The organism is Vibrio sp. 10N.286.51.C3, assembly GCF_003050065.1.
Lineage (GTDB): Bacteria > Pseudomonadota > Gammaproteobacteria > Enterobacterales > Vibrionaceae > Vibrio > Vibrio crassostreae.
Genome location: NZ_PIGC01000018.1, coordinates 1 through 25550, shown reverse-complemented (window position 1 = coordinate 25550; position 25550 = coordinate 1). Strand labels below are relative to the sequence as shown.

Below are 25550 nucleotides of genomic sequence, written 5' to 3'. Positions count from 1 at the left end.
AATACCTAGGGGTCTGTTCGTTCGGTGATACTTAAGTCCTACGCGAATTTGCGAAGAAATCCAGTCTGTATAAATAGGTGGCCTTTACACCGAACAGTCTCAGGCTTTAGAACAATACATGGCTTTTTATGTGAAGTAGTCTGCGCCTTATAATTACAGGTTCATAACTCATATATACAACATTGCTCATATTACCCAGTTCAACTAAATACACACGGAGACCTCATGTCGGATAAACATCTTTTTGTCATGGCTAAAATCACACCAAAGCAAGAGTATTTTGAATCTGCGAAGACGGAATTACTTGGTATGCTAGAAGCGAATTAGGTTGTATCCAGTTTGAATTACATGCTTCGGAGTGTGGTAATTACCTTTATCTTTACGAAGAATGGAAAAACCAAGCAGACCTACATAAGCATCATCAAGAACCCTATACACAAGATGTCGCCAAAAAAATTGAAGGTTGGCTTGCTGCCCCGACAGAAGTTTCATTAATGAACAAGTTATTTTGATACAACTCGACAGACTAGGAATTATCAGCAAATGGAATACACATTAGATACCGAGCCATCAGATAGTGACATCAGCGAAGTTCGCGCAGGCCTAATCAAGCACAATACGCCATTTCTTGAAGGCATACCTAAATCTCAAGTCGGTTATTACGCCATGGAAGGGGATGTTAAGGTCGGTGGTGTTATTGCGGATTTTTGGGGGAACTGGCTATTGATCAAATTTCTTTGGGTCGATGATTCAATGCGAGGCAAGCAGGTCGGCAGCCAGTTACTGCAACGATTAGAAGAGTACGCACAGTCCCAAGGCTGTACGTCATCATTGGTCGACACGTTAAGTTTTCAGGCCAAACCTTTTTATGAGAAGCATGGCTACCAATGCCAAATGGTGCTTGAGAATTACCCTCTAGACTCATCATTAGCGTTCCTCACCAAGTCGCTAACAGAGTAATCATATAGGGCAAGGATGAACACAAACAGACGCAAGGAAAGTGAAGTGATTAATATTCGAGAGATGTACATCGCCGATTATGATTCTGTGATTAACCTATGGTGCGAAACCGAAGGTATGAGTATTCGCGATGCAGATTCAAAACAGAGCATTTCGACTTATCTCGAGCGCAACCCTGGCTTGAGCTTCGTTGCGGAGTCTAAACAAGGCGTGGTTGGTGCGGTGTTAGTAGGGACGGATGGCCGTCGTGGCTATTTGCAGCATCTAGCGGTAAGTACTGAATTTAGAGGACAAAATCTAGGTTGCCAACTAGTAACTGAAGCGGTTAACGCATTGGCTGGGGTAGGTGTCCCCAAGACACATTTATTCGTGTATAACGATAATATTAACGCTCAGAAATTCTATGAAAAGTTAGGCTGGTTTCGACGTGATGAAGTGCGGATGTACTCGTTTAATAGCTCGAGTAACAGTAACGCCTAACGGTTCTATTTTGTCAGCAAAAGCAGCACATAACTAAAATCAGGTTAACCAAAGGAGCAAGATTTGCCTCATTGTATTATCGAACACTCGTCGACGATTAATGCCGAGCAACTGAACAATAAAGTGTTTTTAGGAGCACTTAACTCAGAGTTATTCGAAGCCTATGGGCGAGACATAAAAGTCCGAAGTATCGCTTATGAGAGCTACCAAACGGGTACAGAAAAAGAAGATTTTATCCATGTGACTGTGCGTATATTGTCTGGTCGAAGTGACACAGACAAAGCAATGCTATCTGAGACAGTGATGACGCAATTGCTGTCTTTGTCCCTTAGTAGAGCATCGATCACCGTTGAGGTGGTTGATATGGACAGAAATAGTTATAGAAAGGTCGTTGTCTAACAGGCTGGACGTCGCATTTATACGGCTGATCTTTGTACGTTCACTCCAACTCGCTACAGGAATATTGGGAAATGTTATTTATCCATAAATCTCAACCTTTGGTTCATGGCCCAGAATTATGCTCTGAGCTGGCCGATTTTTTAGCTGACAATAAGAGTAAATTTGAGGAAAAACTGGTTCCAGACTTGTCGTACATTGATGATATGGCACATGTGGCCAACGGAATCAAAATAAAAAGCGTGCAACATGTGAATCATAACCAGTATCGTCTTGAATATGCGTTCGACTGGGAGCTATTCCTTGGATGTTCTGATAGAAATGAAACGGGCGTTGAAAATGGGCGTGTTCTGTTTATCTTGGAAGACGATAATAATCTTAATTTCGATTTTCCAGATAGGAGCTCTCGCGATACCTGTGACGAGTTTTAATTGACCAGTGAAGCACTGTCTTGAATTGATGTTGATTCTTTAGTTTTGGCATTAACGATATTCAATGAGTAACGCGATAAAATATTTCAGCCATTTAAGGCGAAGTTGGAATAGGAGTAGTAATGAAAATAGTAAAAGCAAAACACTCTGACTTAGAGAGTCTGTTCGTGTATCTGGATACACAGTTGTCAGAAATCGCATTAGAAGAAACACCGCTATTCCAACCAGTATCAAAGTCCGATTGTAAAATGTCGGAAGCACACAAGGCTCGCTTTTCTGATGGGTTTAAGTTTGAGTTTGGAGCGAACGGCTGGCGAAAAATTTGGTTAGCTAAAGATTCGAATGGTGCTATTTGTGGCCATATCGACTTGCGCTATCATAATGGCAATTACTGCTCTCACCGTGTGTTACTTGGTATGGGTGTCGACAGCAGCGTGAGAAAGCAAGGCTTAGGCTCCAAGCTAATGAATGTGGCGACTCAATACTGCCGAGAGAACGAAGCGATTGATTGGCTAGACCTCAACGTGTTGTCAAACAACCTTCCGGCTAAAAATCTTTATTTGAGAACAGGGTTTACGGTTGTCGGCGAAATGGAAGACTACTATCGAATTGATGGTCAGTCGGTGTCTGAACTAACAATGACGTTGGAGACGAAAGGGTAAAAGATCCAAGTCAATCAGGAGACTAACTTGAGCAGACCAATAGCAATTCTGATTTATGTCCCAAACGTAGAACAGGGGCTCAGTTGGTATCAAGCGGCCTTTCCTGAGTCTGTCGCGACCTATCATCCGTCTTCTGACTTTACAACTCTAGATATCAATGGTTTTTCTATTGAGATTGTACAAGCGGATGAGAAAGTTGGCTCTGGCAAAAAGGGAACAGTCCTTTATTGGTCTACAGAGGATTTTGACAAGTCACTTTTGCATTTTCAGTTAATTGGGGCTCAGTTATACAGAGGTCCAATGGAGATCGAGGGCGGATTAACGATGTGCCAAGTCGAGGACCCTTTTGGAAATCTGATTGGTTTACGAGGCATTCGTAAAAATATCGCTTGTAATGAGACACGACTAGATAGCGAATAAAGGAATAACAATGATCACTATCGAAAGGCTTAATGATGCTCATATTGAGAAAGTTAACGAAATTCAGCTCGCAGATGAGCAGGTTAAATTCGCAGGAACAGCAGCGGACTTTCTATTAGACGGCAGCGAGACCACGCATCTACATATTATCAAAGATGGCAGTGAGGTGGTGGGCTTCTTTAAGCTGGATGTTGCTTACCCAGCTGGCTACAAATTTTGCCCTGAAGGTAGTATCGGCTTAAGGGCGTTTGCGCTTGATAACAACCAACAAGGAAAGGGGCTAGGTACTGGCGCGGTGAAAGCTCTATTTCCGTATCTAGCAGCCAATTACGAAGGGTATGATTGGATTTACTTAACGGTTAATTGTAAAAATCCCGCAGCTTATAACTGTTATGTTAAAGGTGGTTTTGAAGATACCAATGAACAGTACTTAGGCGGTGCCGCTGGCCCACAGTTCATTATGCGCGGAGCCATTGACGCTTAACTTAAATCTGTTTATCAAAAGGCAACTGGGAATCAAAGGAAAGGCCATGAAAGTTCAATATCTTGAAATTGTTACCTCTGAAGTAGATACGGTTTGTGCAACTTACGCGCAGATCTACGATGTGAAGTTTAGTGATGTGGATGTGAACTTAGGTGGTGCTCGTACCGCTAAGCTCTCTAATGGTGGAGTGATTGGTGTGAGGGGACCACTCCGTGAAACTGAGGAGCCAGTCGTTCGCCATTACACGTTGGTGAAAGACATTGAAGCCGCAGTAAACGCAGCTGAAAAGTTGGGTGCTGAAGTTGCCGTTCCACCAATAGAGTTACCACGTCACGGAATGTGTGCCATTGTCATTCAAAGTGGTGTTGAGCTCGGTTTTTGGCAGCTGTAGCTGGCCTTTTTACCAAAAGGTAAAATATAAAGCGGCATTTGTTCTAAGGAGGGAACATGTCAATTACATCCTATCCCCTCAACAAGGTACGTTATGAAACAAAATATTGTCCATATTGCACTTGTCGTAAAAGACTACGATGAAGCCCTAGATTTCTACGTAAACAAACTCAAGTTTGAACTTATCGAAGATACCTACTTACCAGAAGAAGATAAGCGTTGGGTTGTTGTTGCTCCACCTAATTCACACGGTGTAAGCCTACTATTGGCGAGAGCATCCAAGCCCGAGCAACTGGATTTTATCGGTAATCAAGCTGGTGGACGTGTATTCCTATTCCTAAATACTGATGATTTTTGGCGTGACTATGAACGTATGGTGTCTCTTGGAATCAAATTCGTTCGAGAGCCGAAAGAGCAAGGCTACGGCACAGTAGCGGTATTCGAAGACCTTTATGGAAACCTATGGGATCTTCTGCAATTAAATCCAGATCACCCAATGGCGAATCGATAAGCCTGTGCATCACTAAAACATCAATTCAAGTTAAGGAGCGTATCGTGGAAGAAATCAAAGGCATTTTGGAATTCATGGCTGAAGTGGAAAAGTTGAAGGATGTTCATAGACAAACGAAGCCAGTTGGTCTGGATCGCTATGAAAACTCCGCTGAGCATAGCTGGCATGTCTGTTTGAGTGCTCTGATGTTGAAAGACTATGCGAATGAAGAGATCGATATAACCCGAGTGATGAAGATGTTGCTGATACACGATCTCGGTGAAATCGATGCAGGTGACACGATCATCTATGCCAGTGAAACAGAAGAAAACAAACTTAAAGAGAGAAACTGTGTCGAGCGTTTACTTGAGTCATTGCCGAGCCATCTAAGATCCGAATATTTGGAGTTATGGCTAGAATTTGAAGCGGGTGAGTCACCGGAAGCAAGGTTCGTTAAAGCGATCGATAGAGTACCCCCTTTACTTCATAACATCCATGGTGGCGGTCATAGCTGGAAGAAGCACAATATATCTAAAGATAAGGTACTGACATTTAACTGTGAACGTATTTCTAAAGGCAGCAAGGCACTGTGGAGCGAACTAGAAGTTCAACTTGAAGCGGCTGCCGACCGAGGATTATTGAAGTAAATTCAAATTTAGCTTGCCAAGGGTGATGGACAAGGAATGACATCACCCCCGCCTTTTGGGTTCCTATATGGCCTTTCGATTGTGACATTCTCATCAAAATACCGAGGTGCTGTTTATTTATACAGTTATCATGTGTATTCTCACTGCTCATCAAAAGGAGCAGTAAAAATGGCGTTCAAATACGAAGAAAAAGTCCCAAATCCAGCCGAGTTTTGTGAGATGCGGGTGAAAGCAAAATTATCACCGAAGTCACTGAAAGCAGCCACAATCGCTTTACCAAATAGTTTATACGGCATTTCTATTCGAGATGGTGATCAACTCATTGCGATGGGGCGTGTAATTTTGAAGTGGTTGATGTCGCCGTCGATCCAATTTATCAAGGGCAGGGCTTGGGCAGAAAAGTGATGGAATACATCGACAATTACCTACCTATCTTCTGTTGCACTGGAAGGGTCGTATGTTTCCATGATTGCTGATGAACCGGTGTTTTATGAGAAACTCGGTTATAAGCTTGTATCTCCTGCTAGCCAAGGCATGACAAAGAAGTTTCCACCCAAGCGTATGTAATAAAAACTTGTGGCTCTACCATGACGTTATGCAAAGAGCCTCAAGTTTAAAAGGAACACATAAATTAATGAAAAATAGAATCTTGGCGTTATCGCTGCTTGGTCTATCAAGCAGTGTATTCGCTGACAGTGAATTACCAAGCAGTAGTTATGAAATGACCGTTGCAGTGGAAGAGCAATCCCTAAAGCACGACTTTCCATCCGTTAAGTTTGATTACCTTGGCCAGACGCTTACCACGAGCGTTGATGAATGTTCGTATACTGGAACGCTCTCTGAAGATGACGACAACACGATTCTTCTATCGGCGACGATGTCATGCACTTATGAAAGTGGATCAAGCTACAATGAGATGCCAGACTTCGTGCTCAAGCATGAGGGGGGTGAAGCGAGTATGAACTTTGGTGATGGCGAGACTGATATGTGGACATACTCCGTCACAGTTAAGAAGCTCGATTTATAATTAACCTTCATTAGCAAGTTGACACGTTAGCCATGGCACTCTCGTCGCCTCTTGCTGCGTAACTACATGCCATGAGACATCGTTCAATATAATAAGTTAGCTAATCCAACGTTAGGTTGTTACTATGCAATCAACTTTATAAATGCGTATTGGTTTATATAAATGATTGATAGTAGGTACATTAAACACCCATACTACTGTGAAAACTGTAACTCAATGACTCCACACCTTGCTATGAGCAGCTCTGTTGAGGAGCAAAAGGAGCAAGCGGAATCAGAAGCAAGGCAGTGGAAAATAGGGATGTTGGTGGAGTATATCGTAAACCTGCTCTTTAAAGACGACAAAGACACGCCTAGCTTTTTCATAGACCAAGAATATCAATATCAGTGTGAGAAGTGCGGCACCAAGTCATGGCATTGATATTATTGGATTTGGTTTCATTCGGTACCTAATTTTTAGCCTCTAAAACTTCAGCTAAAAAGGCTCATTCTGCAGTTTCCTTTTTGTTATGGAGGACAAAGGAAGTGATTTACCCAAAGGCTTTAAACATCGGTGACAAAATTGGTTTTTTCTCACCGTCTTCCCCTGCGACAGTGTTCGCTCCCAATCGGTTTGCCCGCGCTAAAAACTACTTGGAATCGAAAGGTTTCACCTTGTTTGAAGGCTCATTGACTGGAAAGTCGGATGGCTACCGTTCTGGCTCTATTCAAGCAAGAGCCGAAGAGCTAAACCAACTGATTCGAGATCCTGAAGTACGCTGCATTATGTCGACCATTGGTGGTAACAACAGCAATTCACTGTTGCCATACATCGATTATGATGCCCTTAGAAACAACCCTAAGATCATCGTCGGCTATTCAGATGCCACAGCATTACTGTTAGGCATCTACGCTAAAACTGGATTGGTTACTTTCTATGGCCCGGCACTCGTCGCGTCATTTGGTGAGCTCCCGCCGTTAGTCGACGAAACCTTCCAATCATTTACTGGTATCTTATGTTCGAATTTAAGCCAACATCAGTACACGATGCCTGAGAGTTGGACGGACATTAAACACGACTGGGAAACTCAAAACTCTGCAAAGCCAGTTTACAATAACGAATGGCACTTCATGGGAAGAGGTCAAGTCAGCGGTCGCGTGATTGGTGGCAACTTGAGTACGATGGCGGGGATTTGGGGCAGTGAATACATGCCAGAAATTGAGTCTGGCGACATTCTTCTTATTGAAGATTCACTAAAAGGCATTGAAGCGGTCGAGCGTTCATTCGCACACTTATTGGCTTGCGGAGTGTTCGATAAAGTAGGCGCTATTGTCCTTGGCAAACATGAACTGTTTGATGACAAAGGGACAGGACGAACACCACTCGATGTACTTGTTGAAGTACTGAATGGTAATAATGTCCCGATCCTATATGGTTTCGACAGTTGCCACACTCATCCTATGCTAGTCACGCCACTAGGTGTGCAAGGTACTATTGATTTTGATGACCAAACATTCAAGCTTCAAAGCCAATGGTTAGCGTTGAGTTAGCTTAAACTGATGATAATAAGACGCATTAGAAAAGTGATCCTCTCTGCAAACTGAGAATGGAATCGCGTCTATACTGACATGGGTTACGTCGCTGATTTTAGAAGTGGCGCTATGAATGTAAGTTTGATTAGGTTAAATCTCAGAGGTGACGATGAAAAAATTACTACCACTATGCGCCATTTTACTCTCGGCATCATTTTCAGCTGCGGCTTCTGATGGTTTGATTAAATACCAAAGTAATTACTCAGTGAAAGAGACTGCTGACCGCTTTGAAGAAATCGCCAAGAGCAAAGGTTTGACCTTGTTTGCGAGAATCGACCATCAGAAAAACGCGAGTAAGGTCGATCTTGAATTGAGACCAACGGAAGTCATCATCTTTGGTAACCCGAAAGTAGGGACACCATTAATGCAATGTGCTCAAGAAGCCGCGATAGATTTACCGCAGAAGGTGTTAGTCACTGAAGATTCTAGTAAGAAAGTATGGTTATCTTACAACGATCCTAATTACTTGGTAGAACGTCACGCGATCAATGGCTGTGACGAGTTAGTTAAGAAAATATCGGGCGTATTAAGCATGCTATCGGAAGCGGCAGTGGCGAAAAAGAAAGCTAAATAACCAAGACCAATAAGCACTCATTAAGACTATTAGTGGGTGCGATATGACGATGATATCGCTCATTAGTCATTGTGTTGACAATTAAGCAACAATATATAAAAGTAGTTCTATGAAACTGAACTTAGCGCCATCTAACCAACGAATTATCATCATTCCATAGGAATGGTGGGATTGTTGATGCGCTTTGTTTATCGAACCCACCCGTAAGGTGGGTTTTTTGTATCTGTCTTATGGGTTTTATCTGAATAGAGAGGAAGTCATATGAAAAAGATCGCGGTTTTTGGCAAGCCTGGGAGTGGAAAGTCCACAATCAGCAAAGCGTTAGCACTAGCTACAGGCATAGAGCTTCACCAGTTGGATTCTATTGTTTATAAGGCAAGCGGAGAGTTTGTTGAGCGTGAAGTATTCGAGCAGGCTCATGAGAGTATACTTAAGTCAGAAAGCTGGATCATCGATGGATTTGGCCCATTAGGTTCATTCAATGCACGTTTAGGTGCAGCTGATACCTTGGTTTATATCGACCTTCCTTATCCCATTAGTTACTGGTTCGTCACAAAGCGAATGTTAAAAGGGATGTTCGTTAAACCTGAAGGCTGGCCTGATGGAAGTTCAGTTATAAAAGGCACGATACAAAGTTATAAGACACTAAAACTCTGCCCAAAATTTTGGAATGATGACTTTAGAGCGCGATTAGAATTTCACGCAAAAGAGAAAGAGGTTCACATAATCAGAAGCGTGAGTGAATTGAATAACTTTGTTCATCGACACGTGTAATGGCAATTAATGCCGCTCGTTGCTTTAAACGTTTTGGTTTGCTCATAACTTCATGAATATGTTTAGATTTAATTCAACGTGTGGCATATTTGCCATATGTGTGGTTTGTGCTTTGAGTTAAGGCGATAGATATTATGTATGGAAGTGAGAAGACGAGAGCGTTCTGCTGTAACTGTAAGGAACTGACACTCCACAAGTACACTATGTCCAGTAACCAAGCCGAAAAAGCGCCACAACATGAAAAGAAGCCAGGGTTGCTTGGAATGATTTTATCGTCGCTAGCTTCAAGTGGCGGAAACGGTGACTATAGATGTACAAAGTGTGGAACCAATTTGCGAACACCAGACAATCTAGATTGAGTTTGGCTTATACAAGTAAAAACGGGAAGACCTCAATGATCTTCCCGTTAGGTATTACTTAACTCATCGTGCATTGGCAGTTTGAGTAAGAAGCCTTATGCGCAACACTTCTTGTATTTCTTACCGCTGCCGCAAGAACATGGGTCGTTACGGTTAGGTGTCTTTTCAAACGTCATCGTTTTTGGCTTGTTTAGTAGAGTATCAAGCTCGATGGTGTTCTCTTCTTTGTCTGCGTCGACTGTAACAGTAACGAAGATAGAATTTTCAGCGGCTAGCGCTTCAACTTCTGCTTTGCGTGCGTCAGTTTGAACCATTACTGCAATTGGAGATTCTTCAGTACCCGCTTTCACATCGCGGTTTACGTTGTAGCCTGCAAGAACGTGGTTCTGTCTTGTTTCGATACGGCCTTTGAAAAATAGTTTCGACATTGGGTACTCATTAAAAATGTTGAAAGGCGCTATTTTTAATGGCGATAGCGCAATGGAGCGGGGATTATACGCATATATTGCAATTGATAAAGCAGTGATGTGAGTAAAAGCTGTTTGGTTTCTACTTAAGTATGATTGAGAGTATCGGCACTTATCTGATTTAAACAGACATTAGGGAATAGAGATGACATCAAAAGACGTGGTATTAGGTTTTTGGGACGCAATGCGCACCAACGACTTTGCCAAAGCGGCCGAATGGCTAGCGGAAGATTTTCAAGGGTATTGGCCTCAGTCGTCTGAATTGACGGTAGGGCGTGATAACTTCACAGCTATCAATTCTGAATATCCAGCGAATGGGGTTTGGAAGTTTGAGCTGAACTCGATTGTTTGCGAAGGTGATACCGTCGTGACCGATGTATCAGTGACGGACAGCGTACTAAACGATCGCGTGATTACCTTTCACACGATTGTTGATGGTTTAATCCAAAAGCAAACTGAGTTTTGGCCAGATGGCTTTGCTGCACAAGAGTGGCGTGCAAAGTGGGTTCAGATAGCGAGCCCTAAATCACTTAAGTAACAAGGCCAAATGCAAGAACACGAAGCTCACAATAGAGTATGTGCATAACAACAATCAGATAAATAAAAGTCAGCGAGTTAGGAGATTTCATGAACAAAACCGTAATCGTTACAGGCGGAAGCCGAGGCATTGGTGCCGCTACATCGAAGCTATTAGCAAAACAAGGCTATGCGGTGTGTGTCAATTTCATACACAATGAATCAAGAGCTGATGAACTGGTGAATGAGATACGCGATCAGGGCGGTACTGCTATCTGTGTGCGTGCCGATGTGTCGGTAGAATCTGACGTAAAGTCCCTGTTCGAAATTGCACGTCATAAGCTTGGGCCAATTACCCACTTGGTCAATAACGCTGGCATCTTATTTACCCAATCTGCACTAGAAGACATCGAGATTGATCGCTTTGAAAAGGTCATGAAATCGAATGTCTCAAGCTGTTTCTTATGCAGTAAAGCCTTTATCAAACAAGCCGATGGTGCTGGGTCGATTGTGAATGTATCGTCTGCCGCTTCTCGCACAGGCGCACCGTTTGAGTATGTGGATTACGCAGCATCGAAAGGTGCGATGGATTCATTGACCAAAGGGTTATCTCTTGAACTGGCTGCGCGTAATATTCGCGTTAACGGTGTTAGACCAGGCTGTATCTACACGGAGATGCACGCAGACGGCGGAGAGCCTGATCGCGTAGACAGACTAGCTTCGCAGCTACCGTTACAACGAGGTGGCACACCAGAAGAAGTCGCGAACTCTATCGCTTGGTTGTTATCAGATGAAGCTTCATATGTCACTGGCTCATTTATTGATATTGCGGGCGGTCGATAGGGCTTAGGGGCTCTAAAATTAAGAGAACGTAGGCTCTAAAAAACGCTTGTGAAGAACCAAGCAACAAAAGTACCTAACTAAAAGAACGAAACTAAGAGTACAAACATGAAAAACTATTTTGAAAGCCCGTTTGTCGGCAAGTCACTCAAAGAACAAGTGACCAATCCTAATATCATTGTGGGCGAGCACAGTTATTACTCGGGTTACTACCATAACCACAGCTTTGATGACTGTGCGCGTTACCTTTTACCGGATAGAAGCGACATCGATAAGTTAATCATCGGTAGCTATTGCTCGATTGGTTCTGGCGCCGTGTTCATGATGGCGGGCAACCAAGGCCATCAAAACCAGTGGGTGAGTACATTCCCGTTTTTCTATCAAGAGGATGAGAAGTTTGAAGGTGCGATAGACGGCTTTGAACGCTCAGGCGACACTGTGATTGGTAACGATGTGTGGATCGGTACAGAAGCGATGATTATGAGCGGTGTTAAGGTCGGTGATGGGGCTATCATTGCAAGTCGAGCGGTTGTGACTAAAGACGTTGCACCATACTCGATTGTCGGTTCGAACCCAGCACGCCACATTCGATACCGCTTTAGCGAAGCGGAAATTACACTGCTATTAGAAATGAAATGGTGGGAATGGAGCGAAGAGCAAATCAAAGGTGCAATGTCGCTGATGTGTTCTTCAGATATCGGTGGACTTTACCAATACTGGAAGGCGCTCAAGTAGTCGCCTTCCCGATATAGCTTCGCGTGAAAATATATTCCCACATGATGTTTATACAAGAATACTCAAACAAGTGAAAACTTACTGAATTGCTTCTACGTACGTCAGAATATCCAGAGCATCTTGCTTTGTGATTACACCTTGCCACGCTGGCCTGCCTTGCTCTACATCGCCTTCTAAAATGTCATCCGCCAAAGAACTTGGACTGGTAAAAAAGCCGCTCAATTTATTAGCGATGTTAGCGGGCTTGTGTGGCAATGAAGCGGCTGTAGGCCCGTCTCCGTGACCTTTGTCGCCATGACACACCTGACAAAGCTGTCGATATTTGGTTTTGCCATTGGCGAAGTGGCTCGCATCGACTTCTGAGGCAGCACTCGCACTAAACGCCATCATTGAAGCGACTAAACCCAAGAAAGCTAACACGCGTAACTGGTTGATGTATTTCATTGTTTTATTCTCGATTGTTATTTAACGGTGCAAGAATAAATAAGCGTGAGTAAAAGAAACGTGAATGACTACAGCGAGACTAAACTTAACTTAAATTCGCTTATGTGATTAAAGGTAAGCAATGTGATCTAAGTAAATGATTGATTATAAACAGTTTGCATAGTACAGCGTGCCGCATTAGCGTGATGGATGAATGGGAGGCATTATGATTAGTTGCAGTGATTACGATTATATTGAAATTGTGTGTATGCACCGGTACCCAATTAAGCTGACTTTGAATTCTGGTGAATGGGTTGAAGGTGTTGCTTTAGATACTAAGCGTAACCAAGACCGAGAAGAGTGCATCAAGCTAAGTGTTGAAGGTCGAGAACAACTTGTTGTGTTGACTGAAATTATCGAATTAGAAGTGTGTGTCGACAACCCTCATTTTAAGCAAATATCTTTCAAAACGTCATAGGGTGACATATGAATAATTCAATAGAACAAGGCTACTGCACATCTTGTCGTGAACGCACGCAACACGTTGTTGTTTTGGTTAGAAAGGAAAGTGCATTTGCAGGCAAGCCAAACCAAAAGCGACATGAATTTATCGCAGGCGTAATTAAAGGGTGGTTTTTGGGGCCTTTTATCGCCTCTATGGATGAGTTTTCTCGTCATGTTGTGTGTGAAAAGTGCGGACACAAAGAGATTCAAGATTAGAATTCGATTCAACGCGTACTGAACCTTCTGGTTTAAGAAAATGGCTTAGGAAATAGAAGAGTGAAAGAGCAAATATTAGAAGCGGTAAAAGCATATGGTTTCTCGGTAAGAACCAACAATACCTATGAGGTTGATCCGGCTAAGGCGCAAATTGGGCAATTGTGGCAGGGCTTTTTTGACCAAGCATTTCCAAAACTAACCCCGGATTCAAAAGTATATGGTGTCTACACCAACTACCAGTCTGACTTTACGGGCGAGTTTGATGTTATCGCGTGTACCAATGCGCTTACCGATAATAGTTTAGATAATCTAGTTGAAACCAATATCGAAGCAGGCAAGTACTTAACGTTTTCTGTTGAGGGTGAATTACCGCAAGCTGTGATCGACCTATGGGGTGAAGTGTGGGCGTATTTCAACGCAGCAGACTGCCCACATGTTCGAGCTTACACAACAGATTTCGAATTCTACAAAGGTGAAACTGAAGTCGAGATTTCGATTGCGATTAAGTGATTGGTTTAAAATGAACAAAAGGCTTAGCTTAGACTGTGGTCGCTAGTTAAGAGACAGTAGCTACCGGTAAAGAGACAACGGAAACCCAGTTAAGCCTTTGAATATCTGCTCATTACAAAGAAGATACAGTGTCACGTACTTATCTTGATTACTACGCTTTCTCTATCCTTGAATTACCATTATCCACCAAAAAGACAATCGTGCTTGGTTTCATTCCACAAAGGGTATTGCTTCATTACTTGGGTGTAGAGCTTACTTTCGAGATGCGCTCTTAACCAACGTCCTACGTTTTGATATTCCGATTTCACAAACCACTTCTTTTCGACTCGCACAAACTGGCTGACAAAAGGCATCACCGCAAAATCGGCCAAGCTTGGGGTTTCTCCAAAAAAGTAGGGCTGATCGGTGAGTCGCGCTTCCAGCTGACTAATGAAGGTTTCGCAGGCTTGTCGGCGTTGTTCAACATCGATGTTTCGGTAACGAACCGATGCACGATACTTTTCTAAATAGCTAATAAATTCTTCATCGTTGGTTTTAATGAGTTGTTGCACTTGTTCGCTAAGTATTGGCTCACTTGAACGCAGAAGATCTTGAGGATCGTTCTGTTGAAGTGCCCAGTTCATCACATCCAAGCTTTGTTCAATGACTTGTCCGTTGGGTAACACCAATACCGGTACTGTCCCTTTTGGCGAGCTGGCTAATAGTTCGCTAGGCTTGTCTTTGGTAATGATTTCTCGAAGTAACACTTTTTGCTGTGATAGTGCGATGCCCATTCGTCCGCGCATTGCATAAGGGCAACGGCGCAAAGAATAAAGGATAGGTAGATCGGATTCGTTCGGCATTATTGAGGTCATTTAGTTTGAAAAGTGTTGTACGGTGGTAAAGAGATCGTGATGTGGGTAGAATACGCGGCTTAAAAATTATAAGTAAGTGAGCGACTTCAAAAATGAGCAGAAAAATTGAGTTATTAGCCCCAGGTGGCGATGTAGAAGCGATAAAAGCCGCCATCGTAGCGGGTGCTAATGCAGTTTATTGTGGTTTAGACACATTCAACGCTCGTAACAGAGCCTCTAACCTATCGTTAGACGAATTGAATGGTGTGATTCGCCTTGCTCATGAATACGGCTGTGAAGTGTTCCTGACTCTTAACGTTGTGCTACTGGAGCACGAGACTAAGAGCATCACCAAACTGCTGAACCAGCTTGTGAACACCAAAGTCGATGGCATCATTGTTCAAGACTTGGGTTTATTCAACCTGGTTAAGAAGCATTTCCCATCGTTAGACGTTCACGCGTCGACTCAGTTAACTACGCACAACGAAGGCCAGATTAAGTTCTTGTCTAAGATTGGCGCGACGCGCGTTAACTTGTCTCGTGAGTTGAACCTGCCTGAAATCAAGATGCTGACGGAAGTGGCACACGATCACGATGTACTAACCGAAGTGTTCGTACACGGCGCTCTGTGTATCGCATTCTCTGGTCAATGTTACTCAAGCTCAGTAAGTGTGGGTAACTCAGGTAACCGTGGTCGTTGTAGCCAAGCGTGTCGTGATGAATACGAAATCACCAACGCGGGCAACAAGTTCCCACTCAACCTGAAAGATAACTCAGCATACTACGACCTACCTGAATTGGTTGACGCGAAAGTCGACTCACTGAAAGTAGAAGGCCGCATTAAAGGCGCACACTACGTTTACACCGTGGTAGACACATGGCGTAAACAGATTGATAGCTTTGTGGAAAGTGGTTTGTTGATAGAAGACGATTCGAACCTGCACAAAGTATTCAACCGTGATTTCACCAACTCTTTCCTAAAGGGCAACCTAACGAAAGACATGTTCATCGATAACCCGCGCGACAACAGCATGAACTACGCTGTTGAGAAAGCGACGGAGCAGAACAACGAAATCTCAGTAGTACAAATTCAAGAAGTGACCAACGAACTTCACCAAGCGAAAGACGTTCTTGGTAACGAAATGCGTGACAAGATCGAGTTCCTTGATATTCGCAAGACACCAGTAGCACTGTCGTTCAGCGTAAAAGTGGGTCAACCATTTACGGTGACTGTGAACACGCCAAAAGAGAACTTTACTCTTCAATCTAAATCGCTATTGAAAGCGGTTGAAGAGAAGGCGATTACTCAAGAGCTACTTGAGAAGCGATTCAAAAACGTGAAGAGTGCAGTTCACACGCTAGAAAGCCACGACTTCAGTGAAGTGGATGCAGGCTTGTTGATTCCTCTAAAAGAAGTTTCAGACCTAAAAGACGAGATCGACTTCATTCTGAACGGCTCTGTGGAAGTGATTAAGCACGTTGAAGTGCCAGCACTGCCTCAGCACCCTAAAGTGAACGAGAAGCCGACTATGTCGATGCTTATCGCCGATGTAGAAGACTTACACCTGTGTGACGTGACTGACGCGGATGTTTACTTCAAACTTCCAGAAAGCTTCAAGAAGCGTTGTAACAAGTACATCGACATCTTGGCAGCAAACCCACGTTTGATTCCTTGGTTCCCAGCGGTATTGATCGGTAAAGATTACGACGAAGCGGTTCGTATTCTTGAAGAGATCAAGCCAGCTCGCATCGTAACCAACAACACGGGTATTGCTTACAAAGCTTACGAGATGGGTATTGAGTGGGTTGCAGGCCCGTTCATGAACACGACCAACTCTCACGCACTGGTTACTCTGAAAGAAGAGCTGAACTGTGCAGGCGCATTCATTTCGAACGAGATCAACAAAGGTCAGATTCGTCATATTCGTCGCCCAGAGAACTTCAAACTGTTCTACAGCATTTACCACCCAATCTTGATGATGACCAGCCGTCAGTGTTTCTTCCAAAGAACCGTGGGTTGTAACAAGCCAAGCATCGAAGCAGGTTGTATGTTGAAGTGTGAGAAAGCGACCACGATTACCAACGTGAAAGGCATCTCTTTTGCGGTTGATAAACAGAAGGGTGGCTACCCAAGCATTTACAACCACGAGCAGTTCTTGAACCACGACGCAGTAACTGACTTCTCTGGTCTGTTCGACGAGTTCTTCATTGACCTAACCAACATCGGTGCAGGTTCTAAAGAAGTGAAAGACAAAGTTGAGCTTATCAAGCATTTCGAAGCGCTACTGAACGGCGTTGAAGGTTCACAACAGAACCTAGAGCAGATGGTTGAAGTTCGAACTAATGCTCAGTACGTGCAAGGTCTATAGCGTACAAGGTTTATAGGGTTCAATGTCTATGGGCTGTAAGGCTTATAGCTTCTAACGCAAAGAGCGTTCAAGGTTTATAACGCTCAACCGCTTATAAGCACTCTGAACCAATAAACAAAAGGCCACTCAATCGAGTGGCCTTTTTAATGTCTGAAACTTTCTGAATCTTTCTCAACCAACGAATACGTTATTCTGTCACGGCTTCTTGTTTGAAGCATGGGCTTTTCAACGTGTTCATCTTTTCGATTTCATTGGTTAAGCGCAGCGAGAGCAGGGCTTTCTGGTTCGAAGCAAAATCAAACATCACGATAGTCGCAGTGCCAACGGTCGTCAGTTTCTGTTGAGCCTTACTGACAATCGCGTATTCCATGGTGAATCGGTCATCTTGAATATCGGTAACACGTGAGCCGACCATCAAGGTATCTGGATACGTGACTGGGCGGAAATACTTACAGTAAGTGTCACCAAGAACAGGACCAACTTTGGTAATCGCCATCTCTTCCATCAGCTCGACGTGCTTGAAAAAATCTAAGCGAGCGGTTTCGAAATAGCGAAAATATACAGCGTTGTTAACGTGATTGAGTGCGTCCATTTCTCCCCAAGCGACAGGGATTTCTGTTACTACCGGGTAGTCAGATAATAGTGCTTCCATGCGAACTCTCTTATTGTTATGTAGGGATAAGTTGTTATTGGAATAAAAACCCTACCGCTAAATTAACAAAACTGCAACACGCGTGATTTAAGTTTTTGAAGCTTGAAACCACACAATGTCAGTGACTTAGTTGCACATCCACTCAATAGTTAGGCACTAAGGTGTTTGAATTGCAGCTCAACCAAGCGTTGGTACAATTCGCAGCTATTGATGAGAGACTGGTGGTCGCCGATGTCTACTAGTTGTCCTTTATCGAGCACCGCAATTTGGTCGGCGTGTTTAATTGTTGATAATCGATGGGCGATAATGATCGTCGTTCTGCCACGCATTAACTCTTCTAACGCTTGTTGTACGTGATGCTCACTTTCACTGTCTAGTGCGCTGGTTGCTTCATCCAACAATAGAATATTTGGATCTTTCAAGATGGCACGTGCGATAGCAATACGTTGTCTCTGCCCACCAGAAAGCCTTACACCACGTTCACCAAGAAAGCTGTTGTAGCCATCAGGTAGGTTTTGAATGAACTCGTGTGCGTGCGCTTTCTTCGCCGCTTCGATCACTTGCTCGTCTGTTGCCTGCGGGTTGCCGTAGCGAATGTTATGGAACACATCGTTACTGAACAGAGCAGGTTGTTGCGGTACCAATGCCATCTGCTTTCTTAGCTCGTTAGGATCAAACTGATTCAGTTCAACACCGCCTAAGGTGACCTTACCCACTTGTGGGTCGTAGAAACGTTGCAGCAGTTCGAACAGGGTAGTTTTACCTGCGCCAGACGGGCCAACCAGTGCCAACACTTTGCCTTCATGGGCAGTAAGCGTGAGGTTGCTTGTTGCGGGTTGGTCCGGTCTTGATGGATAACAGAAGGTCACATCATCAAATGCAACTTCTGGCGTTACGTTAGCAAGCGAAGTTGGATTCGCAACTGGCGCAACAATATGGCTTTCAACTTGTAGGATCTCGATTAATCGCTCGGTCGCACCTGCCGCGCGTTGCAGTTCACCCATCACTTCAGAAATCGTACCTAACGATGAAGCAACCATAATTGCGTAGAACACAAACGCCGCTAAGTCACCAGCCGACATAGTGCCGTTGATAACATCACTGCCGCCAACCCAAAGCATGCCTGCAATAGCACTAAATACAATCACGATAACGCCAGAAATAAGAATCGCGCGCTGTTTTACACGCTGGCGACCAATCTCATACGCCTTTTCCACTTCTACCGCGAATGATGCTTTCTCTTGCTCTTCTCGGCTGTAGCTTTGCACCGTTTTAATGTGCTCAATTGCCTCACCTGCGTAAGAACCCACATCAGACATGGAATCTTGGCTTTGGCGAGATAGGGCTCTTACACGGCGCCCGTACACAAGGATCGGAATCAAGATAAACGGTACCGAGGCCAATACAATCAACGTCAGCTTAATATTGGTCGCGAACAACATGATGATTGCACCTGCACACATCAACGCGCTGCGCATCGCCATAGAGAACGATGAACCTATGATGCTTTGAAGCAGAGTAGTATCCGTTGTGATGCGCGACATGATGTCTCCACTGCCATTGGTCTCGAAGTAACTCGGATGCAGCGTAACGACATGATTGAAAACCGACAAGCGAATGTCCGCACTCACGCGTTCCCCAACAGAAGAAACCAAATAGAAGCGGAAGAAAGTACCAATCGAGATCAATACGACCACGACCATGATGAATTGAATCGCGCTGCCTAAATCTGAGAGTGATTGTTGGCTGAAACCTTGGTCGATGAGAAGACGAATACCGTGTCCGACGGAAAGGGTTAAGCTTGCCGTGAAGATCAACGCGATCAACGCTGCAATAACACGACCTTTATAAGGCTTAATGAATTTACTGAGCTCAAACAAAATACTGAGGCTTTTTTTCTCAGGTTTGGCATCGGGATTCTTTTGAGTCTGTCGCTGGTTTGAGTCGAGCGTAGAAGAGACATCGTTTTGCATATGACTGCCTTAATGTGTTGTCGCTTTAAAAATAGATGGCTTATTACTTATTGCTTATGGTTTATGACTTATTGCCTGTACTGCGCGTTGTTCGCTGGGAAGTAATTGCTATTGAGAATAGAACCCATTAAAGCATTTATTGCGCTGTGACGCTCCCTAGGAAACTCAATTTCCAATATTTCCTCACCTCTAAATGAATAATTCGCAACGACCTGAAAGGAAAACTAAGCATTCTGATTCTGTCAGCTCGATACCAAAGCAGGGGATTTACCCCTAATTTTTATGCAAGTAAATTGGCGTTTATAGGAGAGTGCACTCATAAGTTACCAATCGAACGATGATTTATAAATTGATAGCGAAACGATTGCTTTTTGTCTCGATATTAACTTTATCAATGACTTGCAACTTTTGGTTGTAAGACCAGTTATAGCGACTGTCTTTTGTGCGATATTTGTTACAAAAATTCAACAAAGTAGTTTTTTATACATTTTTCTTGCATAAAACCGCGGATTGAATAGAATAACCAACAAATGACAATTAATGCAGTATTGTGGCATGAGTATTCAAGTAAAGAGCATCAACAAATCATACGGTGATACCCAAGTTCTTCATGACATCAGTTTCGACTGTGAGAGTGGCGAAACCTTGGTATTGCTTGGCCCAAGCGGCGCTGGCAAGAGTTCACTACTGCGTGTTTTGAACCTGCTAGAAATCGCGGACAACGGCGAATTAGATATTGCTAACGAGCAATTCGACTTTGCTGGTCAGATCCAAGAGAAGCAAGGGCTTAAACTTCGTCGTAAAGTCGGCATGGTGTTCCAGCAATATAACTTATGGCCACACATGACGGTGATGGAAAACTTGATTGAAGCACCGACGAAAGTTGCGGGTTTGAATAAGCAAGAAGCGATTAAGCAAGCGCAAGAAGTACTAAAGACACTTCAACTTGCAGACAAAGCCGACGCTTGGCCACTTCAACTGTCTGGCGGTCAACAACAGCGTGTTGCGATTGCACGTGCGCTGATGATGAAGCCGGATGTGTTGTTGTTTGATGAACCAACAGCGGCGCTTGATCCTGAGATCACCAACCAAGTCGTGAGCATTATTAAAGAATTGAGCGGAACGGGCATTACCCAAGTGGTCGTGACGCACGAAGTCGACTTCGCGAAGAAGGTTGCTAGCCACGTTCTGTACCTAGAGAAAGGGTACATCGTTGAACACGGCACCAGCGATTCATTCGTTAATCCGCAGACACCTGAGTTTGCTGAATATTTGACTCATTAAGTAAGTCACGTATTAAAAGAAAGTTGACTCACTAGATTTAGCTAAACACAACATCAATTAAAACAATCAAATTATAAGAATGGCCACAGGCCGCTATCAAACAGTATTCGGAGTAACAAAATGAAAAAGATTCTACTAGCTTCACTTATCGGCCTTGCTTCTTTCAACGCAGCGGCGCAAGAAGAAATCAAATTCGCAATGGAAGCAACATACGCACCATTCGAATACATGGATGAGAACAACCAAATTCAAGGTTTTGACGTAGACTTAGCAAACGCACTTTGTGAAGAGTTGAAAGCAACGTGTACTTTCCACAACCAAGCATTCGATAGCTTGATCCCTGCACTTAAATTCAAACGTTACGATGCAGCTATCTCGGCAATGGACATCACAGAAGCGCGTCTTAAACAAGTGAACTTCTCTAACGCATACTACGACAACTCTGCAGCATTCATCTCTTTCGAAGGCAAAGTAGCAGACCAAGCAGCACTAGAAGGTAAGCGTGTTGGTGTTCAAAACGGTTCGACTCACCAGAGCTTCCTACTTGAGCAAATGACTGGCGTTACAGCGGTACCTTACTCAAGTTACCAAGATGCATTCATCGACATGAAAAACGGTCGTATCGATTCTGTATTCGGTGACACAGCCGTTGTAGCAGAATGGTTCAAGAAAGAAGACAATCTAATGTATGTTGGCGACCAAGTAACAAACCAAGAGTACTTCGGTAACGGCTTTGGTATCGCAGTAAACAAGAGCAACCAAGAACTTGTAGACCAGCTTAACGTTGCACTTGCAGCAGTAAAAGCAAACGGCGAATACGACAAGATCTTCAACAAGTACTTCGGTAAGTAATTTATGGAATTAACGGGTTACTCTTTAGGGCTCGTCGAAGCAAGCTGGATGACTGTTCAGCTTGCATTCGTAAGTCTATTGGTTGGATTGGTTCTAGCAGTTTTGTTTGCAAGTGGTGAGATGTCTCGTCGTATTGCAATCAAATGGCCAACGACTGCATTTGTGACGATTGTTCGTGGTTTACCAGAAATTCTGGTCGTACTGTTTATCTACTTTGGTTCGACACAAGTTCTGTTTATGATCACTGGCGACTTCATAGAAGTGAGCCCGTTCTTATCTGGTGTTGTTGCACTGTCACTTATCTTTGCTTCTTACGCTTCACAAACCATCCGTGGTGCTTTGAAAGCAGTAAGCAAAGGGCAGAGAGAAGCAGCAAGCGCGCTTGGTATCTCTCAATCACGTTCATTCTTTCGTATAGTTTTACCTCAAGCGGTAAGACACGCGCTACCAGGGTTAACCAACCAATGGTTAGTGTTACTAAAAGACACTGCATTAGTCTCGCTGATTGGCGTAACGGATTTGCTGAAACAAGCACAACTAACATCAGCGGCAACGCACGAAGCATTTACTTGGTACGCGACAGCAGCAGCAATCTACTTGGTCATCACTTTAATCACACAAAGATTGGTAAAAGTGATTGATGGTAAGTTCTCTATTCAAGGTTTGGGTAACAAAGGGGCAATGGCATGAATCAACAATACCTCTCTCAAATGCTTGAGGGCTTAGCGACCAGCCTGCAACTCACAGGCGCTTCATTACTTGTTGGTTGTATCTTGTCACTGCTGATGACGGTAACGCTAATCCTAAGAATACCGGCGATTCACTGGTTAACACGTGGCATCATCACGCTGTTCACTGGCACACCATTATTGGTGCAAATCTTCTTGGTGTATTACGGCCCGGGTCAGTTCGATTGGATTCGTGAAAGCTTCCTATGGACTTGGTTAAGCCAACCTTGGTTCTGTGCAATGTTAGCATTAGCTTTGAACACCGCCGCATACAGCACGCTACTGTTCAGAGGCGCATTCAACGCCATTCCAGCAGGGCAGTGGGAAGCATGTCGCGCACTTGGCATGGACAAAATCGCAACGCTGAAAGTGTTACTGCCATACGCTCTACGCCGCGCCGTTCCAGCTTACTCGAACGAAGTGATTCTAGTCTTCAAAGGCACGTCACTGGCAAGCACCATCACCATCATGGATTTGATGGGCTACGCACAGCGTATCAACGGCCAAACCTACGACACGCTAACCGTGTTCGGCATTGCTGGCGCATTCTACTTAGCAGTAAACGGCATACTAACGCTGATCTTCCGTCAGGTAGAGAAGAAGGCCCTCGCATTCGAAGCCGCGTAAGCTAGCTACTCACAAGCTTAACTAACGTATAAAGCCTGCCATTTATGTTCTCATAAATGGCAGGCTTTTTTGTTTTTGGGGTACGTACACGAGTACTGTTTTTATATCCAGCCATTCGGGGTTTTTACGAAATTCATACTATATGGGAATATTCTGCATTTTGTCATTCAATGGGTTTATCTATGTTTTAAGTCACTGAAATGCTGTGATTAATCGTGATAGATTACCGTGCATATGAAACTAGATGGAAAAATTCTATATTTAAATGCAGAATTTTTCGGTCTAATAGCTGTTGAACTAAGCCGCTTCGCGGAGGACTTTCCTCTCACCTATCCGATAGACGAAACTTATGATGTATCCATAGATTAAGGAATACATCATGAGCCCATTAAGACAACAACTTATCGATGAAATGGCGGTTCGCCGTTTTTCTCCGAAAACTCATGCAAGCTATTTACGTTGGGTTAAAGATCTATCTACTACTTACGATCTGTCCCCTGATTTACTCACCGATCAACAGATTAGTGCTTATTTACGTACGCTCACCACAGAGCGGAGCTTAAGTAGTAGTACTTGTGCTCAAGCTTTGAATGCTATCTTGTTCTTTTATCGTGCCGTTTTGAATAGAGAATTTGAAGAGCGACTGGTTCCCCCGATTAAACGTGCCAGTAAAATACCGGAGCTGCTTAATCGCGAGGAAGTAAGAAGTATCATTAGTCATTGTCGAAGTCTTAAATATCAGACCGCACTTGAAATGTGTTACGGGTGTGGCCTACGTGTCAGTGAGGTCGTCGGCTTGTACGTGAAAGACATCGATGGTACGGCGAAACGACTGCACATTCATTGTGGTAAAGGTAAAAAAGATCGCTTTGTTCCACTGGGTGATAGCCAACTGAATCATCTTCGAAATTACTGGCGTCATTATCACCCAACCGTAGTGCTGTTTCCCAGCCTAGAGCCCGAAAAGCCATTGGGTATTAGCTCTTTGCAGAAGTGCTTCAAAGCAGCAAAAGTTGAGGCAAACGTCAGAAAATTAGGAGGAATACACGCCTTGAGGCACGCTTATGCGACTCATCAGCTCGAATCGGGCATGCCTTTGAATGTTCTGCAGCGTTACCTCGGACATTCGAATATCAAAACGACATTGAGGTACACCCATTGGATAGGTCATCACAACGAAAGCTCGGACGGAAGTAAGTTCGACTTAGTTGCTCAACTATGGGAGGAGAGCGAATGAACGCATTATCTCCTTACCAAGCCGTATTAACACAAGGTTTAGAAGAGCTTGATAAAAGCAAAGTCACACCGAGGCAGTGGCAAGTGCTTAACCATTTAAGAGACTGCCGAACGGAGCGTATGGGTAGTTACGACTGGCGTTGTCAGCAATGTGGTCATGAAACTCGTTGGAACTGCTCTTGTCGAGATCGTCATTGCCCCAATTGCCAAGAGCAGATGAGACAGCAATGGCTAACAAAGCGAAGCCAAGATATTTTACCTGTGGCCTACCATCATATGGTTTTTACCTTACCTCACGAGTTCAATGCTCTGGTTAAAGCGCATCCTAAGGTGGTTTATCAATGCTTGTTTCATTCAGTGTGGGCAACATTATGCGCGTTTGCTAATGAGCGGCATCACCTTGTCGGTCAACTTGGAGCATTAATGGTTCTTCACACTTGGGGAAGAAATCTGAGTCAACATACTCATATTCATTGCCTACTACCGAGTGGGGTGCTTACAAAAGATCGGCAATGGCAACCGACAAGAAAAGAGAGTTACCTGCTTCCGGTTAAAGCCTTATCCGTTCGTTTTAAGAAAGAGATGTTATGTCGAGTAAGCGAGTTGATAGCGACGCACAGTAATTTATTAGAGGAAGCCGCTAGTAAGAGATGGGTTGTGTACAGTAAACCTGTACTCCACGAGCCCACAGCGGTAGTGGGTTATCTATCTCGGTATTGCAATCGTATTGGGTTAAATCCAAACCAATTAAGTTATAACGTGGATGGCCGTATCACGATGAGTTACAAAGATTATCGAACCAACGGGACTCAAAGAATGTGTTGTAATGCGGGCGAGTTGCTTCGACGCTTACTTTTACATGTGTTGCCTAAAGGGCTAATGCGAATACGCTACTATGGCTTTTTAGCTAATGCTGTACGGGTAAAAGCGATAGCGGAAATTAGGCATAGCTTACGAGAGCGACCCGCAGAGAAATCGGAAGTGCTGAAAGAGAAACCGTGTTGTCCGAACTGCCATAGCAACAGCATGGTACTCGTGTGCATAATATTAGACCTAGGATAGTCGTTTCAGAGTACCAACTGACCTAGTTGTCTGATTATAATGAATAAAATTATCGTTG

The 25550-nt window shown here is 43.7% G+C and carries 35 protein-coding genes and 1 pseudogene; 31 read left to right on the top strand and 5 right to left on the bottom strand.

The window, feature by feature from the left end:
- Window positions 1-284 precede the first annotated feature (284 nt).
- From CWO27_RS23955 to CWO27_RS23805, 18 genes and pseudogenes are all read left to right on the top strand, one after another.
- A complete protein-coding gene (locus tag CWO27_RS23955) occupies window positions 285-512 on the top strand; it encodes a putative quinol monooxygenase (RefSeq protein ID WP_107899335.1) in 228 nt (75 codons plus the stop codon).
- Between the two features lie 31 nt (window positions 513-543).
- Window positions 544-960: a GNAT family N-acetyltransferase gene (locus CWO27_RS17935; protein WP_102442709.1), complete on the top strand. Its 417-nt coding sequence runs from the start codon at window positions 544-546 to the stop codon at window positions 958-960.
- A 45-nt stretch (window positions 961-1005) separates the two neighbouring features.
- Window positions 1006-1440: a GNAT family N-acetyltransferase gene (locus CWO27_RS17930; RefSeq protein WP_102442708.1), complete on the top strand. Its 435-nt coding sequence runs from the start codon at window positions 1006-1008 to the stop codon at window positions 1438-1440.
- Window positions 1441-1503: 63 nt separating this feature from the next.
- Complete coding sequence (locus tag CWO27_RS17925) at window positions 1504-1839, top strand: 5-carboxymethyl-2-hydroxymuconate Delta-isomerase (RefSeq protein ID WP_102431836.1); 336 nt, start codon at window positions 1504-1506, stop codon at window positions 1837-1839.
- 71 nt (window positions 1840-1910) lie between these two features.
- Window positions 1911-2267, top strand: coding sequence for a hypothetical protein (locus tag CWO27_RS17920; RefSeq protein WP_102431837.1), 357 nt, complete (start codon window positions 1911-1913; stop codon window positions 2265-2267).
- Window positions 2268-2389: 122 nt separating this feature from the next.
- Entirely contained in the window at window positions 2390-2929 is a 540-nt protein-coding gene (locus tag CWO27_RS17915; protein WP_107899315.1) for a GNAT family N-acetyltransferase, read from the top strand.
- Window positions 2930-2956: 27 nt separating this feature from the next.
- Window positions 2957-3349 carry a VOC family protein gene (locus CWO27_RS17910; RefSeq protein WP_102431839.1) on the top strand — a complete coding sequence of 131 codons (393 nt, stop codon included), beginning with the start codon at window positions 2957-2959 and terminating at the stop codon, window positions 3347-3349.
- Between the two features lie 10 nt (window positions 3350-3359).
- Window positions 3360-3833: a GNAT family N-acetyltransferase gene (locus tag CWO27_RS17905; RefSeq protein ID WP_102479151.1), complete on the top strand. Its 474-nt coding sequence runs from the start codon at window positions 3360-3362 to the stop codon at window positions 3831-3833.
- Between the two features lie 46 nt (window positions 3834-3879).
- Entirely contained in the window at window positions 3880-4224 is a 345-nt protein-coding gene (locus CWO27_RS17900; RefSeq protein ID WP_102479150.1) for a VOC family protein, read from the top strand.
- Between the two features lie 93 nt (window positions 4225-4317).
- Entirely contained in the window at window positions 4318-4734 is a 417-nt protein-coding gene (locus CWO27_RS17895) for a VOC family protein (protein WP_102431842.1), read from the top strand.
- A gap of 44 nt (window positions 4735-4778) precedes the next feature.
- Window positions 4779-5360, top strand: coding sequence for an HD domain-containing protein (locus CWO27_RS17890; RefSeq protein WP_107899314.1), 582 nt, complete (start codon window positions 4779-4781; stop codon window positions 5358-5360).
- 168 nt (window positions 5361-5528) lie between these two features.
- Window positions 5529-5927: pseudogene (locus CWO27_RS17885) on the top strand (GNAT family N-acetyltransferase).
- Window positions 5928-5994: 67 nt separating this feature from the next.
- Window positions 5995-6387 (top strand): hypothetical protein, encoded by a 393-nt coding sequence (locus CWO27_RS17880; protein ID WP_107899313.1) that lies wholly within the window; start codon window positions 5995-5997, stop codon window positions 6385-6387.
- A 162-nt stretch (window positions 6388-6549) separates the two neighbouring features.
- On the top strand, window positions 6550-6807 hold the full coding sequence (locus CWO27_RS17875; protein WP_102529989.1) for a hypothetical protein: 258 nt from the start codon (window positions 6550-6552) through the stop codon (window positions 6805-6807).
- A gap of 104 nt (window positions 6808-6911) precedes the next feature.
- On the top strand, window positions 6912-7916 hold the full coding sequence (locus CWO27_RS17870) for a S66 family peptidase (protein ID WP_107899312.1): 1005 nt from the start codon (window positions 6912-6914) through the stop codon (window positions 7914-7916).
- 151 nt (window positions 7917-8067) lie between these two features.
- On the top strand, window positions 8068-8532 hold the full coding sequence (locus CWO27_RS17865; protein ID WP_102529987.1) for a DUF302 domain-containing protein: 465 nt from the start codon (window positions 8068-8070) through the stop codon (window positions 8530-8532).
- A gap of 261 nt (window positions 8533-8793) precedes the next feature.
- Window positions 8794-9306: an adenylate kinase gene (locus CWO27_RS17860; RefSeq protein WP_107899311.1), complete on the top strand. Its 513-nt coding sequence runs from the start codon at window positions 8794-8796 to the stop codon at window positions 9304-9306.
- Window positions 9307-9440: 134 nt separating this feature from the next.
- Window positions 9441-9665 (top strand): hypothetical protein, encoded by a 225-nt coding sequence (locus tag CWO27_RS23805; protein ID WP_102529977.1) that lies wholly within the window; start codon window positions 9441-9443, stop codon window positions 9663-9665.
- Window positions 9666-9760: 95 nt separating this feature from the next.
- On the opposite strand, the gene CWO27_RS17850 is transcribed toward CWO27_RS23805, so the two are convergent.
- Window positions 9761-10093 carry a PBPRA1643 family SWIM/SEC-C metal-binding motif protein gene (locus CWO27_RS17850; protein WP_102529978.1) on the bottom strand — a complete coding sequence of 111 codons (333 nt, stop codon included), beginning with the start codon at window positions 10091-10093 and terminating at the stop codon, window positions 9761-9763.
- Between the two features lie 184 nt (window positions 10094-10277).
- On the opposite strand from CWO27_RS17850, the gene CWO27_RS17845 reads away from it, so the two are divergent.
- The 3 genes from CWO27_RS17845 to catB all read left to right on the top strand — a co-directional run bounded on the left by CWO27_RS17845 (window position 10278) and on the right by catB (window position 12223).
- A complete protein-coding gene (locus CWO27_RS17845; RefSeq protein ID WP_102529979.1) occupies window positions 10278-10670 on the top strand; it encodes a nuclear transport factor 2 family protein in 393 nt (130 codons plus the stop codon).
- Window positions 10671-10759: 89 nt separating this feature from the next.
- Window positions 10760-11491, top strand: coding sequence for an SDR family oxidoreductase (locus CWO27_RS17840; protein ID WP_102529980.1), 732 nt, complete (start codon window positions 10760-10762; stop codon window positions 11489-11491).
- Window positions 11492-11596: 105 nt separating this feature from the next.
- Entirely contained in the window at window positions 11597-12223 is a 627-nt protein-coding gene (catB, locus tag CWO27_RS17835) for a type B chloramphenicol O-acetyltransferase (protein WP_102479143.1), read from the top strand.
- Between the two features lie 78 nt (window positions 12224-12301).
- Here the strand turns inward: catB and CWO27_RS17830 are convergent, their stop codons facing one another.
- Window positions 12302-12667 (bottom strand): c-type cytochrome, encoded by a 366-nt coding sequence (locus CWO27_RS17830; RefSeq protein WP_102479142.1) that lies wholly within the window; start codon window positions 12665-12667, stop codon window positions 12302-12304.
- Window positions 12668-12872: 205 nt separating this feature from the next.
- Between CWO27_RS17830 and CWO27_RS17825 the strand changes: the two genes are divergently transcribed.
- Genes CWO27_RS17825 through CWO27_RS17815 form a run of 3 tightly spaced genes read left to right on the top strand, consistent with a single transcriptional unit; the run spans window position 12873 to window position 13876 of the window.
- Window positions 12873-13124: a Rho-binding antiterminator gene (locus CWO27_RS17825; protein WP_048658678.1), complete on the top strand. Its 252-nt coding sequence runs from the start codon at window positions 12873-12875 to the stop codon at window positions 13122-13124.
- Between the two features lie 8 nt (window positions 13125-13132).
- Window positions 13133-13366: a hypothetical protein gene (locus CWO27_RS17820; protein WP_102266822.1), complete on the top strand. Its 234-nt coding sequence runs from the start codon at window positions 13133-13135 to the stop codon at window positions 13364-13366.
- Window positions 13367-13426: 60 nt separating this feature from the next.
- Entirely contained in the window at window positions 13427-13876 is a 450-nt protein-coding gene (locus CWO27_RS17815) for a GyrI-like domain-containing protein (protein WP_102529982.1), read from the top strand.
- Between the two features lie 179 nt (window positions 13877-14055).
- Here CWO27_RS17815 and CWO27_RS17810 read toward each other — a convergent pair whose 3' ends face one another.
- The gene (locus CWO27_RS17810; RefSeq protein ID WP_102431855.1) at window positions 14056-14718 is read right to left on the bottom strand and encodes a glutathione S-transferase; all 663 of its coding nucleotides are present in this window, start codon (window positions 14716-14718) and stop codon (window positions 14056-14058) included.
- 104 nt (window positions 14719-14822) lie between these two features.
- On the opposite strand from CWO27_RS17810, the gene CWO27_RS17805 reads away from it, so the two are divergent.
- On the top strand, window positions 14823-17078 hold the full coding sequence (locus CWO27_RS17805; protein WP_017061818.1) for a peptidase U32 family protein: 2256 nt from the start codon (window positions 14823-14825) through the stop codon (window positions 17076-17078).
- A 187-nt stretch (window positions 17079-17265) separates the two neighbouring features.
- Here CWO27_RS17805 and CWO27_RS17800 read toward each other — a convergent pair whose 3' ends face one another.
- Both CWO27_RS17800 and CWO27_RS17795 read right to left on the bottom strand, forming a co-directional pair.
- Entirely contained in the window at window positions 17266-17730 is a 465-nt protein-coding gene (locus tag CWO27_RS17800) for an acyl-CoA thioesterase (protein ID WP_017061819.1), read from the bottom strand.
- A 149-nt stretch (window positions 17731-17879) separates the two neighbouring features.
- Entirely contained in the window at window positions 17880-19703 is a 1824-nt protein-coding gene (locus tag CWO27_RS17795; protein WP_102479040.1) for an ABC transporter ATP-binding protein/permease, read from the bottom strand.
- A 555-nt stretch (window positions 19704-20258) separates the two neighbouring features.
- Here CWO27_RS17795 and artP point away from each other — a divergent pair.
- From artP to CWO27_RS17765, 6 genes are all read left to right on the top strand, one after another.
- Window positions 20259-20987 carry an arginine ABC transporter ATP-binding protein ArtP gene (gene artP / locus CWO27_RS17790; RefSeq protein ID WP_107899334.1) on the top strand — a complete coding sequence of 243 codons (729 nt, stop codon included), beginning with the start codon at window positions 20259-20261 and terminating at the stop codon, window positions 20985-20987.
- A 120-nt stretch (window positions 20988-21107) separates the two neighbouring features.
- A complete protein-coding gene (locus CWO27_RS17785; RefSeq protein ID WP_107899310.1) occupies window positions 21108-21839 on the top strand; it encodes a lysine/arginine/ornithine ABC transporter substrate-binding protein in 732 nt (243 codons plus the stop codon).
- 3 nt (window positions 21840-21842) lie between these two features.
- Complete coding sequence (gene artQ, locus CWO27_RS17780; RefSeq protein ID WP_017083621.1) at window positions 21843-22529, top strand: arginine ABC transporter permease ArtQ; 687 nt, start codon at window positions 21843-21845, stop codon at window positions 22527-22529.
- Window positions 22526-23194, top strand: coding sequence for an arginine ABC transporter permease ArtM (artM, locus tag CWO27_RS17775; RefSeq protein ID WP_061026092.1), 669 nt, complete (start codon window positions 22526-22528; stop codon window positions 23192-23194). The genes artQ and artM overlap by 4 nt, the downstream gene beginning before the upstream one ends.
- 379 nt (window positions 23195-23573) lie before the next feature.
- Window positions 23574-24431, top strand: a complete 858-nt coding sequence (locus CWO27_RS17770) for a tyrosine-type recombinase/integrase (protein WP_099166413.1) — start codon at window positions 23574-23576, stop codon at window positions 24429-24431.
- Window positions 24428-25492 (top strand): IS91 family transposase, encoded by a 1065-nt coding sequence (locus CWO27_RS17765; RefSeq protein ID WP_258185204.1) that lies wholly within the window; start codon window positions 24428-24430, stop codon window positions 25490-25492. Before CWO27_RS17770 ends, CWO27_RS17765 begins: the two co-directional genes overlap by 4 nt.
- Window positions 25493-25550 lie beyond the last annotated feature (58 nt).

Coding starts and splice junctions, on each gene's coding strand:
- CWO27_RS17935 (WP_102442709.1), top strand. CDS start 544: ATGGAATACACATTAGATACCGAGCCATCAGATAGTGACATCAGCGAA.
- CWO27_RS17765 (WP_258185204.1), top strand. CDS start 24,428: ATGAACGCATTATCTCCTTACCAAGCCGTATTAACACAAGGTTTAGAA.
- artM (WP_061026092.1), top strand. CDS start 22,526: ATGAATCAACAATACCTCTCTCAAATGCTTGAGGGCTTAGCGACCAGC.
- CWO27_RS17830 (WP_102479142.1), bottom strand. CDS start 12,667: ATGAAATACATCAACCAGTTACGCGTGTTAGCTTTCTTGGGTTTAGTC.
- CWO27_RS17880 (WP_107899313.1), top strand. CDS start 5,995: ATGAAAAATAGAATCTTGGCGTTATCGCTGCTTGGTCTATCAAGCAGT.
- CWO27_RS17850 (WP_102529978.1), bottom strand. CDS start 10,093: ATGTCGAAACTATTTTTCAAAGGCCGTATCGAAACAAGACAGAACCAC.
- CWO27_RS17860 (WP_107899311.1), top strand. CDS start 8,794: ATGAAAAAGATCGCGGTTTTTGGCAAGCCTGGGAGTGGAAAGTCCACA.
- CWO27_RS17920 (WP_102431837.1), top strand. CDS start 1,911: ATGTTATTTATCCATAAATCTCAACCTTTGGTTCATGGCCCAGAATTA.
- CWO27_RS17795 (WP_102479040.1), bottom strand. CDS start 19,703: ATGCAAAACGATGTCTCTTCTACGCTCGACTCAAACCAGCGACAGACT.
- CWO27_RS17825 (WP_048658678.1), top strand. CDS start 12,873: ATGATTAGTTGCAGTGATTACGATTATATTGAAATTGTGTGTATGCAC.
- CWO27_RS17900 (WP_102479150.1), top strand. CDS start 3,880: ATGAAAGTTCAATATCTTGAAATTGTTACCTCTGAAGTAGATACGGTT.
- CWO27_RS17865 (WP_102529987.1), top strand. CDS start 8,068: ATGAAAAAATTACTACCACTATGCGCCATTTTACTCTCGGCATCATTT.
- CWO27_RS17840 (WP_102529980.1), top strand. CDS start 10,760: ATGAACAAAACCGTAATCGTTACAGGCGGAAGCCGAGGCATTGGTGCC.
- CWO27_RS17785 (WP_107899310.1), top strand. CDS start 21,108: ATGAAAAAGATTCTACTAGCTTCACTTATCGGCCTTGCTTCTTTCAAC.
- artP (WP_107899334.1), top strand. CDS start 20,259: ATGAGTATTCAAGTAAAGAGCATCAACAAATCATACGGTGATACCCAA.
- CWO27_RS17905 (WP_102479151.1), top strand. CDS start 3,360: ATGATCACTATCGAAAGGCTTAATGATGCTCATATTGAGAAAGTTAAC.
- CWO27_RS17810 (WP_102431855.1), bottom strand. CDS start 14,718: ATGCCGAACGAATCCGATCTACCTATCCTTTATTCTTTGCGCCGTTGC.
- CWO27_RS23805 (WP_102529977.1), top strand. CDS start 9,441: ATGTATGGAAGTGAGAAGACGAGAGCGTTCTGCTGTAACTGTAAGGAA.
- CWO27_RS17800 (WP_017061819.1), bottom strand. CDS start 17,730: ATGGAAGCACTATTATCTGACTACCCGGTAGTAACAGAAATCCCTGTC.
- catB (WP_102479143.1), top strand. CDS start 11,597: ATGAAAAACTATTTTGAAAGCCCGTTTGTCGGCAAGTCACTCAAAGAA.
- CWO27_RS17770 (WP_099166413.1), top strand. CDS start 23,574: ATGAGCCCATTAAGACAACAACTTATCGATGAAATGGCGGTTCGCCGT.
- CWO27_RS17805 (WP_017061818.1), top strand. CDS start 14,823: ATGAGCAGAAAAATTGAGTTATTAGCCCCAGGTGGCGATGTAGAAGCG.
- artQ (WP_017083621.1), top strand. CDS start 21,843: ATGGAATTAACGGGTTACTCTTTAGGGCTCGTCGAAGCAAGCTGGATG.
- CWO27_RS17845 (WP_102529979.1), top strand. CDS start 10,278: ATGACATCAAAAGACGTGGTATTAGGTTTTTGGGACGCAATGCGCACC.
- CWO27_RS17875 (WP_102529989.1), top strand. CDS start 6,550: ATGATTGATAGTAGGTACATTAAACACCCATACTACTGTGAAAACTGT.
- CWO27_RS17895 (WP_102431842.1), top strand. CDS start 4,318: ATGAAACAAAATATTGTCCATATTGCACTTGTCGTAAAAGACTACGAT.
- CWO27_RS17915 (WP_107899315.1), top strand. CDS start 2,390: ATGAAAATAGTAAAAGCAAAACACTCTGACTTAGAGAGTCTGTTCGTG.
- CWO27_RS17820 (WP_102266822.1), top strand. CDS start 13,133: ATGAATAATTCAATAGAACAAGGCTACTGCACATCTTGTCGTGAACGC.